Below are 13,166 nucleotides of genomic sequence, written 5' to 3' on the forward strand. Positions count from 1 at the left end.
TCGCATGAGGCATGCGTGAGATCAGACTCGTCAGACTCGTCACCCGCCTCGAGAACGCCGCCGCCCTCGATCCGCTCGTCGGCCGGGTGAAGCGGGCCGTGAACGCGGTGGTCCGGCCGCAGCCGGTGCGGGACGTGCTGCACGGCGTCCCGGTCGGCCACCCCGTCCATCCGCTGCTCGTCCTCGTGCCCACCGGCGCCTGGGTGTCGGCGGCGGTGCTCGACCTGCTGCCGGGGAACCAGCGCGCGGCGCGGACCCTCGTCGGCGTCGGCGTGATCAGCGTCCTGCCGACCGCCGCCTCCGGCTTCACCGACTGGTCGGAGCTGCACGAGCAGCAGACCCGCGTCGGGCTGGTGCACTCGGCGGCCAACGTGGTCGCGACGGGCCTCTACGCCGCGTCGTGGGTGCAGCGCCGCCGCGGGCGCACCACGAGCGGGAAGGTGCTCGGGATGCTCGGACTCGCCGTCGTCTCGGGCGGCGGCTACCTGGGCGGCCACCTCAGCTACCGGCAGGCGGCGGGGGCGAACCACGCGGAGGACGTGCCGCACCGCTTCCCCTCCGGCTGGCAGGAGCTCGGCGCCCTGGCGGACCTGCCCGAGCGCACGCCGGTGAGGAGGGAGGTCGCGGGCCTCCCCCTGCTCGCCTTCCGGCGGGGCGAGCGGATCGACGTGCTCTCGAACGTCTGCAGCCACCTCTCGGGCCCGCTCGACGAGGGCGAGGTCTCGGCGGACGGCTCGGGGGAGGCGTGCGTCGCCTGCCCGTGGCACGGCAGCGCCTTCTCGCTCGAGACCGGCGAGGTGCTGCGGGGGCCGGCCACCTCGCCGCAGCCGCGGTTCCAGACTCGGGTGCGCGAGGGGCGCGTGGAGGTGCTGCTGCCGCACGCGGGGTGAGGCGGGCCGGTCAGGAGGCGGCGGCCGCCCGGCGCACGGCGTCGAGCGTGTCGAAGACGGCGGCCGTGTCCTCGAGCGTGCGGAGCGGATGCTCGAGCAGTCCGGCGGCGATCGCGCGCGTGACCTCGCGGAGCATCGGGACGTACCCGTGCCCCTCCCGCTCGACCTCGCAGCGGCGCGCGGTCGGGCCCTCCGGTCCGTACCCGTGCACGGTCAGCCCGGAGGCGAACCAGAAGCCGGGGTCGATCCCGATCCAGCCGGTGCTGCCCGAGACGGTGGCGGTGCCGGCGAGGAACTCGACCATCGAGCTCGCGCCCTGCGCGAACCGCCCGTCGCCGTACTCGAGGGTGAAGTGCGTGCTCAGGTCGATCCCCTGCTCGTCGATCACGCCGGAGGCGACCACGCCGAGCGGCTCCCCGAGCATCAGGTGCGCGAGAGTGACCGGGTAGATCCCCTGGTCGAGGAGCGAGCTGCCGCCGGGCTGCCAGCGGCTGGAGCCGTCGCGCGGGAACGGCGCTCCGAACGCCGCCTGCACGGCGCGCACCTCGCCGATCTCCCCGGAGTCGACGATCCTGCGCACGAGGGCCGTCAGCGGCGTGAACGCCATCCACATCGCCTCCATGAGGAAGACGCCAGAGGAGCGCGCGATCTCCGCCAGAGCGCGGACCTCGGCGGCGTCGAGCCCCAGGGGCTTCTCGCAGAGGACGTGCCGACCGCGCCGCAGCGCCTCCGCGGCCAGCGCGAAGTGGGTGACGTGGGGCGTGCCGAGGTAGACGGCGTCGATGTCGGCGTCGAGCATGGCCGAGTAGTCGGTGAAGCGGTGCGGGACGGAGAACCCGTCGCCGAAGCGCGCCGCGCCCACGGCGGTGCGGGAGGAGACGGCGACGAGCTCGGCCCCGGAGACCAGGGCGAGGTCGCGCGCGATCTGCTGCGAGACCGGCCCCGTCCCGGCGACGCCCCACCGGACCGGACCGGTCATCGCCGCCGCCCCCGCATCCGTCAGGCCGCCGGGGTCTCGAGGAGCGTGACCCGCACCGCGGTCACGCCGTGCGCCCCGAGGATCATGAGCCGCTCATCCCCGTTGAGGATCCGCCCCTCGACCCAGGCGCCGTCCTCGAGCCGCAGCTCGCGCAGGCTGTCGATCTCGACCACGACGCCGTCCCGGCTGAAGTCGATCATGGTCTGCTGCCCGACGGCGAGGTACTCGAGCGGACCGGTCTGCAGCACGATCCCGAACGCCCGCGAGTCGGCGGGGGAGGGGGCGTGCGCGGTGGGCAGGTTCTCGTCGGGGAGCGGCGCCGGCTCGGGGAGCCGCACGCCGACGTCGAGGAGGAGGTCCGCCAGCATCGCCGGCGCGCTGCGCACGACGACGGTCGTCTCGCCGATCCGGCCGGTGAGCGAGACCGTCCCGGCGTCCAGGGCGAAGCCGATGATCCGGTCCTCCCGCTGCGCCTGGAGGATCTGCGGAGCCAGGGCGATCAGCTGCCGGAAGGCGCCGTGGAGCTGGCTGCCCTCGCGGACGTCGTCGACGCCGAACACGTGGTAGCCGAAGGCGCCGTAGCCGCCGACCGCGCGGAAGGCGTCGCCGGTCAGCACGCGGGCCTCGGGGATGAAGAGCGGGTTGTCGGGCGCCGAGTACTCGCGCATGACGGGCTCGCTGGACGGGACGTAGATGTCGGGCGACACGAAGTCGAGGGCCGGGCCCGCGACTCGCCACACGCCCCGCATCCGCGCGGTCGGACCGCCGCTGGGGTACTGCCCCGGCGAGTCCTGCCCGGGCTGCGGGCCGAGCCACGCGTTCGCGTAGGCCGGCAGCGCCAGGACCCTCTTCCCGGCCGCGGCCAGCGAGCCGAGGTAGCTGCCGTAGCCCCACGACATGAAGACCTCGTCGGCCACCGGGTCGTCGTCGCCGAACCGCTCCTGCCACGATCCGCCGTCCTGCCGGGAGCGGGCGAAGAGGGCGACGATGTCGTCGTGGAAGCCGTCGGGGTCCTCCGCCACGGCCTGCACGAGGGCGGCCGGGACGGGCGAGAGCCAGGCCTGCTGCGCGGTGGCGGAGAGGTCGCGGCTCGCACCGAGCAGACCCACCTCGTTCTCCACCTGCATCAGGATCACCGTGTGCTGCTCGTCCACCCGGGCGAGGTGCTCCATCAGCGCCGTGTAGGCCCGCTCGTCCGCGCGGCGGAGCTCCTCCGAGAACACCGACAGGCCGGGCCGGGGCATCGAGCCCTCGTAGGTGAGGGGCGCGCGCATCGGAGCCGGGCCGCGGTCGGAGCGGGGGAAGCGCGCCGTGTCCCTCCGCACCCAGGTCGGCGCGTAGGTGGAGAGGGCGTTCTTGAACGCGCCGAACCAGATCACGACGAGCCGGACGCCCGCGGAGCGCGCGCCGTCGAGCAGCGCGTCGACCACGGTGAAGTCGAGCTCGCCCTCGACGGGCTCCACCTGGTCCCAGCCGACGGGGGCGACGATCGAGTTCATCCCCGAGGCGCCGATGGCGGACCAGACCGCCTCCATGTGGCGCGGGTCCGAGGGGCTGGAGTTGTGGAGCTCGCCGCCGAGGCAGAGGAACGGCGCGCCGTCCACGATCAGCTGCACGGGGCTGCCCGTGCGGTCGAGGCGGGGGAGGCCGGTCATCGGGGATCCTGTCGTCGGAGTGGTCATCGGGTCAGCTCCTCGGCGATGCGGCGGGCGCCGCGCACGGCCAGAGCGACGCCGGTGAGCGTCGGGTTGCAGGCCGTGGCCGTGGGGATCACGCCGTTGCCCGCGACGAACAGGCCGGGGTGGCCCCACACCTGGCCCGTCGGGTCGCAGACGGAGGTGCCGTCGTCGGTCTCGCCCATGCGGACGCTGCCCTGGTAGTGCAGGGAGGCGCCGGCGGGGAAGACGAGCGGCCCGTCGCCGAGGGGGCGGCCGACGGCCAGCGCCGCGGCGAGGATCGACTCGCGCGCCCGCGCCAGCGTCTCGCGGTCCTTCTCGGTGAGCGTGTAGTGGATGCGGAGGGCGGGCATGCCGTAGTCATCGGTCTCGTCGTCCGAGAACGCGACGCGGTCGGACGCCTGCAGGTCCTTCGCGCAGAACCAGCCGAGCCCCACGATCGAGCCGGGGATCGTGTCGAACTCCAGCGGCACCGGGGAGGCGTCGAGCTGCATGACCTGGCCGTGGAAGGGGTGCTCGTCGGTGAAGGGGACCCACGAGACGCCGCTCTGCGCGGTGATCGCGGTGTCCGCCTCCGACGCGGTGGCCACCTCCGGGACATCGGTGAGGATCGCGCCGTGCACCATCTGGGGCTGGTCGTTGAGGTAGCGGCCGAGCGCCTCGGGCCGGACTCCGGAGTTGTGGAGGACCTGGGGCGTGCGGAGGCTGTCCGCGGCGACGACGACGAAGCGCGCGGCGACGCGGTGCTCGGCTCCGCTGCGGAGGTCGCGGACCAGCACGCCGGAGGCGGCTCCCTCCTCGGTGAGCACCCGGAGGACGAGCGACTCGTCGTAGAGGGTGAAGCTCTCGTTCTCGCGGGTGGCGTCGCCGAAGACGACGTCGGATCCGGACCAGATCAGCGAGCCGTCCTCGGTGCGGCGCACGGCGAGCGGCATCGGCTGGACGCGGCGGTCGGGCGCGCGGCCCTCGTCGAGCGCGGCGGAGAGCCGGGCCCGCACGTCACCGGCGAGCGGGGCGTCGCCGAGTGCGTCGGCGGTGACGGAGAGGAGCCGCTCCGCCTCGTCCAGGAGCTCGTCGAGGTCGGGGAGGAAGGCGATCCGCTCGCTGTCGCCGGGCCGCGGGCAGGCTCCGGTCCAGTGGGCGGCCATGCCGCCGACGTTGCTCGACATGGCCGCGGCGGGGAGGCCGTCCTCGCCCGGCTGCTGCCAGCCGTCGGCGAGGAGGAAGGTGCCGGCGCGCTGCATCCGCGCGGCGTCGGTCGCGTAGTCGTCCATGGTGTCCGTCGACTGCGCGTCGCCCTGGGGGCGGGGCCCCTCCGACCGGCGCTGCGCGCGGGCGCGCTCGTCCAGGTCGGCGATGTTCTTCACGTGGGTGCCGGGCGGGTCGCTGATCGTCGGTCCGACCTCGAACAGCGCGACCACCGCTCCGGGAGCGCGCTCGCTGAGGATGCGCGCGTAGGCGGCACCGGCGGGCCCGCTGCCCACGATCGCGACGTCCACCCGGTCCGGGTATCCGCGCGAGGTGTCCGTGTCGTTCGTCATGCCGAGCCTTCCGCAGCCGTGCCGAGGGGGCGGGAGAGCTCCGTCGGTCGACAGCCAACTTATGTGCCTGAGGTACTTATCCGCAAGGACGGATACGCGATCCGCCCCCGATCACGGGCCGATGCGCCCGCTGAGGCGCTCGGGGACTTACGCTCGGGACGAACCCATGCAGAGCGATCCGCCGGTTCCCCGGGACCTGCCCGGGCCGGGAGCGGATCGCGGACCGGAGGACCGATGTCGCTGGAATCGAGAGCGCCTCTGCTCGACGAGGACCGGGCGCCCCTCCTCGGCGGATTCGAGGCCTTGCGCGGATCCGTCGCGCCGACCCTCGAGGCCGCTCCGCTCGCGGCCCTGATCGAGCTCGTGCGGACGGGCCGGGCCGGCACGCGTCCCGAGCTGGTCGCCGTGAGCGGCCTGAGCCGCAAGGTCGTCACCCAGCGGATCGAGCAGGCGCTCGAGCTGGGGCTGCTGCGCGAGGGCGGGCTGGCCCCGTCCGAGGGCGGGCGGCAGGCGAGGACGCTGGAGTTCGCGTCCGACGCCGGCCACGTCTACGCGGCGGTCATCGGGGCGTCGGAGTTCACCGTCGCGGTCTCGGACCTCGCCGGCACGCTGATCGCGACCGGCCACGAGGACTGGAGCGTGGCGACCGGCCCGCAGGCGACGCTCGAGCGGGTGCGCCTCGCCTTCGAGCGGGTCGCGGCAGGGGCCGGCGTCTCGCGGCCCTGGGGGATCGTCGTGGGCGTCCCGGGTCCGGTCGAGTTCGGCTCCGGCCGGCTCGTGGCCCCGCCGATCATGCCCGGCTGGCACGACGTCAACGTGCGCGCCTGGTTCCGCGACCACTACGACGCTCCGGTCTGGGTCGACAACGACGCGAACCTGATGGCCCTCGGCGAGTGGGCCGGAGGCGCCCACCGCGACAGCCGCGACCTGCTGTTCGTGAAGGTCGGGACGGGCATCGGCGCGGCCATGATCATCCGCGGCCGCCTCATCCGCGGCGAGCGGGGCGGGGCCGGGGACATCGGCCACATGCGGGTCACCGACGACCCCGACGCGGTCTGCCGGTGCGGGCGGGCGGGCTGCCTCGAGGCGGTCGCGAGCGGCTGGGCGATCCTCCTGGCCGCGGAGGAGCGCGCACAGGAGAGCCCGTTCCTCTCGGAGATCACCGGCCGCGGGGACGCCGTCGCCCTGGGCGACCTCGGCCGGGGCGCGCAGGAGGGCGATCCGCTCTCGATGGAGCTCCTGACGGGCGCGGGGCGGATCGTCGCGGGAGTCATCGCCAACCTGGTGAACGTGCTGAACCCGGGAGTCGTCGCGATCGGCGGAGGCGTGCTGCGCGGAGGCGAGTACTTCGTCGACCTCGTCACCGACGCCGTGCGGTCCGGCTGCACCGACCTGGTCGCCGAGCGCCTGGTGATCCGCGCGGCGAGCCTGGACCAGCTCGAGGGCGTCACCGGAGCGGCACTCCTGGCGATCGAGAACGTGCTCGCCCCCGCCGGCCTCATCCAGTGGGTCGGCGAGGGCGTGCCGTTCGGCCACGCCTCGGCGCTGCAGCGCTACGCGGGCGCGTTCAACTGAGTCCGGCGCCGGCGAAGGTGTCGGACCCCTCGTAGCGGAAGCCGGTCAGCTCGGCGGTGCCCGCGAGGACGCCGACCCCGATGATCCGGCCGGTCATGCCGCCGGCCACCTCGGTGGAGACGTAGCGCCCGTCGGCCCGGCCCGTCTCGGTGAAGGCGCCGTCCACGACGACGCCGCCGACCAGATGGTCCGGTCCGCGGGCCTCGAAGAAGCCTCCCTCGACCGGGAGCGTGCGGATCTCGAGCTCGGCGCCCGCGACGGCCTCGCGCTCGTCGAGGACGACGCGGTGGCCGCCGACCACGAGCACGGTCGTCAGGCGATCGCCCTCGAGCTCGAGCCGGAACTGGTGCCGGCGGTCGATCCTGACGGAGAGGGCCGCCCGGCCGGTCGTGGTGAGAGCGGCGCGCGCCGAGAAGAAGAGGCGGTCCTGCCGGCGCCCGACGAACACCTCCTCGCTCCCGGAACCGGTGAGGGTCCATCCGCGCTCGGAGACCTCCACCACGTCGGCGGGGAACACCTCGTCGCCGACCCAGGTCGGCGGCAGCGCCTTGCCCCGTACCAGGGTCTCCCGGCTCGGCTGCTCGGGCTGCTCGATCGGCGCCCCGACGACGGGCCAGCCGTCGACCCACTCGACGGAGGAGGCGAAGGTCTCCCGCCCGAGGACGTGCCACTCCGGGCTGCTCCCGCGCGGCCGGACGGCCAGGTAGACGAGCGCCCACACTCCCGGCGACGTCTCGACCAGGTCGGAGTGGCCGGTGCTCTGCACGGAGGAGGAGGTGCCGCGCCTCGTGAGGATCGGGTTCGCCGGGCCGCCGGTGAACGGCCCGGAGGGCGACGGACCGCGGGCGATCGACACCGCGTGGCCGCGCTCGGTGCCGCCCTCCGCGATCAGCAGGTACCAGGAGCCGTCGTGCTCGAGGACGTGCGGGCCCTCGGGGAACTTGCCGCCTGTCCCCGACCAGAGCAGCCGCGGCTCGGTCAGGACCTCGCCGGTGGAGGGATCGATCTCGACCTGAGCGATCCCGGTCCGGCCCGCGTAGGTCACGTAGCAGGTGCCGTCGGCGCCCCAGGCGATGTCCGGGTCGATGCCGTCGATGCCCGGGATGCGGATCGCCTCGGACCACGGGCCGGCCGCGTCCTCGGCCGTGACGAGCACCTGCCCCCACTCGTCGGCGACGTTGGTCGTGATCATCCAGAACCGACCGTCGTGATGGCGCAGGGTCGGCGCGAAGATCCCGCCGGAGGGGCCGGTCCCGGCGAGCGGGAGCTGGTCCGGCCGGTGGAGGGCGTGCCCGACCAGCGTCCACGTCCTGAAGTCGGTCGACGAGTGGATCGGCACCCCGGGCGCGTACTCGAAGGTCGAGTTCGCGAGGTAGGCGACGCCGTCCACGACGCAGACCGACGGATCCGGATGGAACCCGGGGACGACGGGGCGCTGGTCGGAGGCGGTCATGCGGTGAGCCGGTCCTCGATCGAGTGCAGCAGGGCGTGCTGGCGGCGGACCTGCTCGATCGAGCGGTAGGGCAGGCGGTCGCCCTCGTACTCGCTCGAGAGGTAGCCCGACCACTCGTTGTCGATCAGGGTCCGCAGGATCTCCTCCCACGGGATCTGCCGGTCGACCAGGTCCTCGTCGATGTCGAAGAACTTCGTCTGGATGAAGGCGGTGTAGGGGAGCACCTCCGCGAGGTCGGACATCGGGACGGCGAGGGGCTTGCGCCAGCCCTCGTCCACGGCCTCCTCGCTGAGCCCGTCGTGCTTCGCGGTGGTGATGGTCCGCTGGAAGATGCCGGTGTCGAGCATGAGCCGGAAGTTCGGCGAGCCGGTGCGCTCGATGAACGCGATGTACTCGTCGACCACGGGGTGCTTGATCGGGGTCGGCGCGTGGATCTCCGGGCAGATGACGAGGCCGAGCTCGTGGGCGAGGTCGAGGTTGCGCTCGACGACCTCCTCCCAGATGGGGTGCGGCGTGAGGTCCATCGCGATGACGCCGATCTTGGGCCGGATCGTGGTGAAGCCCAGCGTCGATGCGAGCCGGAGGTCGTGGGCGAGCATGCTCGTGCCCTGCTCGGCCGAGAGATCGTGGTCGCGCCACAGGCGGGAGTCGATCCACGAGCCGTAGTTCGTCGGCTCGAGGCGGTACGTCTCCAGGAGGCGCTGCCACTCGTCGATCCACGCGGTCCCGGGATTCGGGTACCCGCTGATGTTGCCCTCGCCGAGGATCTCGATGCCGGTCGCACCGAGGTCGGCGATCTCGGCGAAGGCGTCCTCGAGGGTGAGGACGGTGTTCATGTCTCCGGTGTAGCTGTACAGGGACACCCCGTACTTCAGTGCAGCGCTCATGCGACGATCGTGACCTTCCGCTCGGAGTGGAACACCGACGGCTGGAACTCCGCCGGGATGTAGGGGGCGTGGATCGCGATGTCCACGGCGAGGTCGTGCACGCCGACGGGGAGCCCGCCGGGGTGGGGGACCGTGATGGTCGCGACCTCGTCCAGCTGCCAGCGGACCTCGGCGTCGGTCGCGCGGAGCTCCTGGATGCTGAACTCGCGGCCCTGGAGCGTCCAGCGGGGGACCTCGCGGTCCCACGACAGGTCGCCGACGGTGACGTCGACGCCGTCGATCAGGCTGCCCCAGACGCCCCGGTAGTTGGGCATGCGCAGCGTGAACTGGAAGCCGGTGACGGCACCGTCCTCCTCGACGTTCCGGACGCCCCGGTTCTGGATGAGCTCTCTCTCGAGCATGGTTGTTCTCCTGATCTGTGCAGAGGACCGCTCCGAGCGGGCGGTCCCGATGACGTGTTCGAGGGCCGGTCAGGCCGTGATCGGGGCGTCCCCGGGAGCAGCCTTCTGCTCGTCGAGGAAGCGGCGGCGCTCCGATCGGCGCTCGGCCTGCCGGGCGGGGTCCGGGACCGGCGCCGCCAGCAGCAGCGCCTGCGTGTAGGGGTGGACCGGACGGGAGGTCACCTGGTCGACGTCGCCGGACTCGACGATCTCGCCCCGGCGCATCACGGCGACGCGGTGGCTGATGTGCCGCACCACGGCGAGGTCGTGGGTGACGAAGAGGTACGCGACTCCGGTGCGCTCCTGGATCTCGATGAAGAGGTCCAGGACCCGCGCCTGCGTCGAGAGGTCCAGAGCGCTGACGGGCTCGTCGCAGACGATGAGCTTGGGGTCGAGGCAGAGGGCCCGGGCGATGGCGATGCGCTGGCGCTGGCCGCCGGAGAACTCCCGCGGGTAGCGGCCGGCGGCGTCGGCGGGCAGGTGCACCTGGTCGAGCAGCGCCCGGACGCGCGTCCCGGCGTCCTTCCTGGTGGAGCCGGAGACGAGCAGCGGCTCGGTGAGGATGTCGCTGACCGTCATCGCGGGGTTCAGCGACGTGTACGGGTCCTGGAACACCACCTGGAGGTCCCGGCTGAGGCTCCGCCGGGCGCTCCGGCCGATCCTCGTGATGTCCTTCCCCTCGAAGCGGACGGAGCCCTCGGTGATCGGCGCGAGCCCGAGGACCGCGCGTCCGAGCGTGCTCTTGCCCGATCCCGACTCGCCGACGAGGCCGACGGTCTCGCCGGGGGCGATCGTCATGTCGATCCCGTGCAGGGCGCGGAAGGCGGAGCGGCGTCCGAGGCGGCCCGGGTACTCCACGACCAGGTCCTCCACCTCGAGGACGGGTGTGCCGGCGGTGCCGGACGGGGGCGTCTGCGTGCTCATGCCGGGGTTCCGTCCGTTCCGGTCGCGCGGCCCGGTGCGCCGACCGGAGTGCGCAGCGGGGCGTCCTCGAGCATCGCGGCGAGCAGCGTCTTGGTGTAGTCGTGGCGGGGTGCCGAGAAGAGGGTGTCGGCCGTCGCGGCCTCGATGATCTCGCCCGCCTGCATCACGGCGACCTTGTCGCACAGGTCGGCGACGACGCCGAAGTTGTGGGTGACGAGGAGGACGGCCATCCCGCGCTCGGCCTGGAGGCTGCGCAGCAGGTCGAGGACGTCGGCCTGCACGGTCACGTCGAGCGCGGTGGTGGGCTCGTCGGCGATGAGCAGGTCGGGGTCGCAGGAGACGGCGCCGGCGATGAGGACGCGCTGCGCCATTCCTCCGGAGATCTCGTGCGGGTAGGAGCGGAAGACGCGCTCGGGATCGCGGATCCCGACCCGGTCGAGCAGCTCCAGGGCGGAGGTGCGCGCGGCGCTGCTCGAGAGGCCGAGGTGGTGACGCATCGGCTCGGTCAGCTGGTACCCGAGGCGGAACGACGGGTCGAGGTTGCTCATCGGCTCCTGCGGGATGTACCCGATGCGCTTCCCGCGGATGCTGTTGCGGGCCTTGGGGGACATCGAGAGCAGGTCGAGGCCGTCGAAGGTCATCCGGTCCGCCGTCATCCGCGCCTGGCGGGGGAGGAGACCGAGGAGGGAGAAGGCGGTCTGCGACTTCCCCGATCCGGACTCGCCGACCAGGCCGAGGATCTCGCCGCGCTTCAGGGTCAGGGACACACCGCGGACGACCTCGGACTCGCCGCCCTCGGCGCGGGGGTAGGCGACCCGCAGCTCGGAGAGCTCCAGAAGGGAGTCGCTCGTGCCGATGGCGGTGGGCACGGTGATCGGGTCGTAGGTCCGGATGGCCGCGGTCGGCGGCACGAGCGCCGCGGCGGAGCGCGAGCGCTTGGCGCGGACCGTGCCGACGTCGGACAGCGCGTCGCGCAGACCGTTGCCGAGGATCGAGAACGCCATGACCGTCAGGATCAGCGCCGCGCTGGGCCAGATCAGGAGGATCGGCGCGTTGTAGACGTTCTGCGACGCGTCGTTGAGCATCAGCCCCCAGCTCGCCCTGTCGCTGGAGCCGAGCCCGAGGAAGGCGATGCCGGCCTCGATGCCGATGCCGGCGCTCGCCAGCAACGCCGCCTGGACGATGGTCGGCTTGACGACGACGGGGAGGATGTGGCGGCGCAGGATCCGCGAGTCGCGGAGCCCGGACACCTTCGCGGCGTCCACGTAGAGCTCCTCGCGGACTCCGCGGACCGAGGTGCGCACGAGCTGGTAGACGGCGGGGGCGATGAGCACCCCGAAGACGGCGAGGGCGAGGAAGGTGCTCCGGCCGACGCGGGCCAGCACGACCAGCAGCACGATGATCGCGGGCAGGGAGAGCAGCGCTCCGGCGACCCAGGAGGTGACGCCGTCGATCCAGCCGCGGTAGTAGCCGGCGGCCAGGCCGGTCGGCACGCCGATGGCGAGGGCGACGCCGACCACGATCAGGCCGCAGAGGATGCTGGTCCGCGCGCCGTAGAGCAGGCCGGCGAGGATGTCGCGGCCGACGCCGTCGGCGCCGAGCGGGTGAGCCGCGGTGAAGGGCGGGGCCAGGACGTCCGCGAGGCGGGACTCGACCGGGTTGTACGGGGTGAGCAGCGGGGCGCAGACGCCGAGGACGACGACGGCGAGGAGGAAGAGGACGGAGAGGACGGCTCCGGGATCGCGCAGCAGGCGGGGGAGGAATCCGCGGCGGGCGGGCCGCGGTGCGCGGCGCTGCCGGACCGGTCCGGTCGTGACGAGGCCTTCGGTCATGACACACGCACCTTCGGGTTGAGCCATCCCTGCGCCAGATCGACGAGGAGATTGACGAGGACGACGAGGACGACGGTCACGACCACGACCCCGAGCACGATCGGCAGGTCGCCGCGGCCGGCCGCGATGTTCGCGGCGGTCCCGATGCCGGGGATGTTGAAGACCTTCTCGACGACGACCGAGCCGGAGATCGACACGATGAACATCAGCGAGAGGGTCGTGAGCGAGGGGGGAGCCGCGTTCCGCAGAGCGTGGCGGAACAGGATGCTGCCGGAGGGCAGGCCCCGTCCCCGGAGGGTGCGGATGTAGTCGAGCCGGAGGACGTCGATCATCGAGCCGCGGACCTGAAGGGCGACGGCGGCGATGGAGCCGACGGCGAGGGCGATCACGGGGAGCACGATCGAGGCTGCCCAGCCCGAGGGGCTGCTCGCGAACGAGGTGAACCCGGTGGCCGGGAAGACGCGCAGCTGGACCGCGAACAGGAAGGCGAGGATCAGCGCGACGAGGAAGTTGGGGACGGCCTGCACGAAGGTCGAGACGAGCTGCAGGCCGCGGTCGATGATCCCGCCGCGCACGGCGGCGGAGGCGCCGATCAGGGTGCCGATCAGGGCGGTGACGAGAACGGAGCCGAGGACGATCGAGAGCGTCGCGGGGAGCGCCTGCCCGAGGAGGACGGCGACCGGCTGGTTCGAGAACCAGGAGACGCCGAGGTCTCCGCGGAGGGCCGACAGCAGCCACTCGCCGTAGCGGGCGAGGACCGGCTGGTCGAGTCCGAGCTCGGCCCGCTTCGCGTCGACCTGGGCGGCCGTCGCGACCGGTCCGAGGACCTGGCGGGCCGGGTCCTGCCCGGCGAGGTTCAGGAGGAAGAAGGTCGCCGAGGCGATCACGAACAGCAGGACGAGTCCGGCGCCGACGCGGCGCAGCAGGAACATCAGCATGGGACGGCTCCAGGGTCGGAACGGAAGGGGG

At 73.1% G+C, this 13,166-nt stretch carries 11 protein-coding genes; 2 read left to right on the forward strand and 9 right to left on the reverse strand.

The window, feature by feature from the left end:
• Positions 1-11: 11 nt before the first annotated feature.
• On the forward strand, positions 12-890 hold the full coding sequence (locus C5C10_RS00600; protein ID WP_104308061.1) for a Rieske 2Fe-2S domain-containing protein: 879 nt from the start codon (positions 12-14) through the stop codon (positions 888-890).
• A 10-nt stretch (positions 891-900) separates the two neighbouring features.
• Here C5C10_RS00600 and C5C10_RS00605 read toward each other — a convergent pair whose 3' ends face one another.
• From C5C10_RS00605 to C5C10_RS00615, 3 genes are read right to left on the reverse strand one after another with little or no spacing between them, the layout of a single operon-like run.
• Positions 901-1,869, reverse strand: a complete 969-nt coding sequence (locus C5C10_RS00605; protein WP_104328241.1) for a Gfo/Idh/MocA family protein — start codon at positions 1,867-1,869, stop codon at positions 901-903.
• Between the two features lie 20 nt (positions 1,870-1,889).
• The gene (locus C5C10_RS00610; RefSeq protein ID WP_104328242.1) at positions 1,890-3,524 is read right to left on the reverse strand and encodes a DUF5597 domain-containing protein; all 1,635 of its coding nucleotides are present in this window, start codon (positions 3,522-3,524) and stop codon (positions 1,890-1,892) included.
• Positions 3,525-3,547: 23 nt separating this feature from the next.
• Positions 3,548-5,086: a GMC oxidoreductase gene (locus C5C10_RS00615; RefSeq protein ID WP_104328243.1), complete on the reverse strand. Its 1,539-nt coding sequence runs from the start codon at positions 5,084-5,086 to the stop codon at positions 3,548-3,550.
• A 234-nt stretch (positions 5,087-5,320) separates the two neighbouring features.
• Between C5C10_RS00615 and C5C10_RS00620 the strand changes: the two genes are divergently transcribed.
• Entirely contained in the window at positions 5,321-6,661 is a 1,341-nt protein-coding gene (locus C5C10_RS00620; protein WP_104328244.1) for an ROK family protein, read from the forward strand.
• Here the strand turns inward: C5C10_RS00620 and C5C10_RS00625 are convergent.
• The 6 genes from C5C10_RS00625 to C5C10_RS00645 form a co-directional block, all read right to left on the reverse strand.
• Positions 6,654-8,114, reverse strand: a complete 1,461-nt coding sequence (locus C5C10_RS00625; protein WP_104328245.1) for a glycoside hydrolase family 43 protein — start codon at positions 8,112-8,114, stop codon at positions 6,654-6,656. The two genes, C5C10_RS00620 and C5C10_RS00625, sit on opposite strands and share 8 nt — an antisense overlap.
• Positions 8,111-9,001, reverse strand: coding sequence for a sugar phosphate isomerase/epimerase (locus C5C10_RS00630; RefSeq protein WP_258060318.1), 891 nt, complete (start codon positions 8,999-9,001; stop codon positions 8,111-8,113). The genes C5C10_RS00625 and C5C10_RS00630 overlap by 4 nt, the downstream gene beginning before the upstream one ends.
• Positions 8,998-9,402, reverse strand: a complete 405-nt coding sequence (locus C5C10_RS18105) for a DUF6379 domain-containing protein (protein ID WP_258060320.1) — start codon at positions 9,400-9,402, stop codon at positions 8,998-9,000. Before C5C10_RS18105 ends, C5C10_RS00630 begins: the two co-directional genes overlap by 4 nt.
• A gap of 69 nt (positions 9,403-9,471) precedes the next feature.
• Positions 9,472-10,365: an ATP-binding cassette domain-containing protein gene (locus tag C5C10_RS00635; RefSeq protein WP_104282563.1), complete on the reverse strand. Its 894-nt coding sequence runs from the start codon at positions 10,363-10,365 to the stop codon at positions 9,472-9,474.
• A complete protein-coding gene (locus C5C10_RS00640; RefSeq protein ID WP_219813219.1) occupies positions 10,362-12,197 on the reverse strand; it encodes a dipeptide/oligopeptide/nickel ABC transporter permease/ATP-binding protein in 1,836 nt (611 codons plus the stop codon). The genes C5C10_RS00635 and C5C10_RS00640 overlap by 4 nt, the downstream gene beginning before the upstream one ends.
• Positions 12,194-13,135, reverse strand: a complete 942-nt coding sequence (locus tag C5C10_RS00645) for an ABC transporter permease (protein ID WP_104282561.1) — start codon at positions 13,133-13,135, stop codon at positions 12,194-12,196. The genes C5C10_RS00640 and C5C10_RS00645 overlap by 4 nt, the downstream gene beginning before the upstream one ends.
• Between the last annotated feature and the right edge of the window lie 31 nt (positions 13,136-13,166).

It is taken from the genome of Rathayibacter sp. AY1A3 (assembly GCF_002930975.1).
Taxonomy (GTDB): domain Bacteria; phylum Actinomycetota; class Actinomycetes; order Actinomycetales; family Microbacteriaceae; genus Rathayibacter.

Excerpts from the sequence above, each read along its gene's own strand:
- C5C10_RS00600 (WP_104308061.1), top strand. The coding sequence starts at position 12 with ATGCGTGAGATCAGACTCGTCAGACTCGTCACCCGCCTCGAGAACGCC.
- C5C10_RS00605 (WP_104328241.1), bottom strand. The coding sequence starts at position 1,869 with ATGACCGGTCCGGTCCGGTGGGGCGTCGCCGGGACGGGGCCGGTCTCG.
- C5C10_RS00610 (WP_104328242.1), bottom strand. The coding sequence starts at position 3,524 with ATGACCGGCCTCCCCCGCCTCGACCGCACGGGCAGCCCCGTGCAGCTG.
- C5C10_RS00615 (WP_104328243.1), bottom strand. The coding sequence starts at position 5,086 with ATGACGAACGACACGGACACCTCGCGCGGATACCCGGACCGGGTGGAC.
- C5C10_RS00620 (WP_104328244.1), top strand. The coding sequence starts at position 5,321 with ATGTCGCTGGAATCGAGAGCGCCTCTGCTCGACGAGGACCGGGCGCCC.
- C5C10_RS00625 (WP_104328245.1), bottom strand. The coding sequence starts at position 8,114 with ATGACCGCCTCCGACCAGCGCCCCGTCGTCCCCGGGTTCCATCCGGAT.
- C5C10_RS00630 (WP_258060318.1), bottom strand. The coding sequence starts at position 9,001 with ATGAGCGCTGCACTGAAGTACGGGGTGTCCCTGTACAGCTACACCGGA.
- C5C10_RS18105 (WP_258060320.1), bottom strand. The coding sequence starts at position 9,402 with ATGCTCGAGAGAGAGCTCATCCAGAACCGGGGCGTCCGGAACGTCGAG.
- C5C10_RS00635 (WP_104282563.1), bottom strand. The coding sequence starts at position 10,365 with ATGAGCACGCAGACGCCCCCGTCCGGCACCGCCGGCACACCCGTCCTC.
- C5C10_RS00640 (WP_219813219.1), bottom strand. The coding sequence starts at position 12,197 with ATGACCGAAGGCCTCGTCACGACCGGACCGGTCCGGCAGCGCCGCGCA.
- C5C10_RS00645 (WP_104282561.1), bottom strand. The coding sequence starts at position 13,135 with ATGCTGATGTTCCTGCTGCGCCGCGTCGGCGCCGGACTCGTCCTGCTG.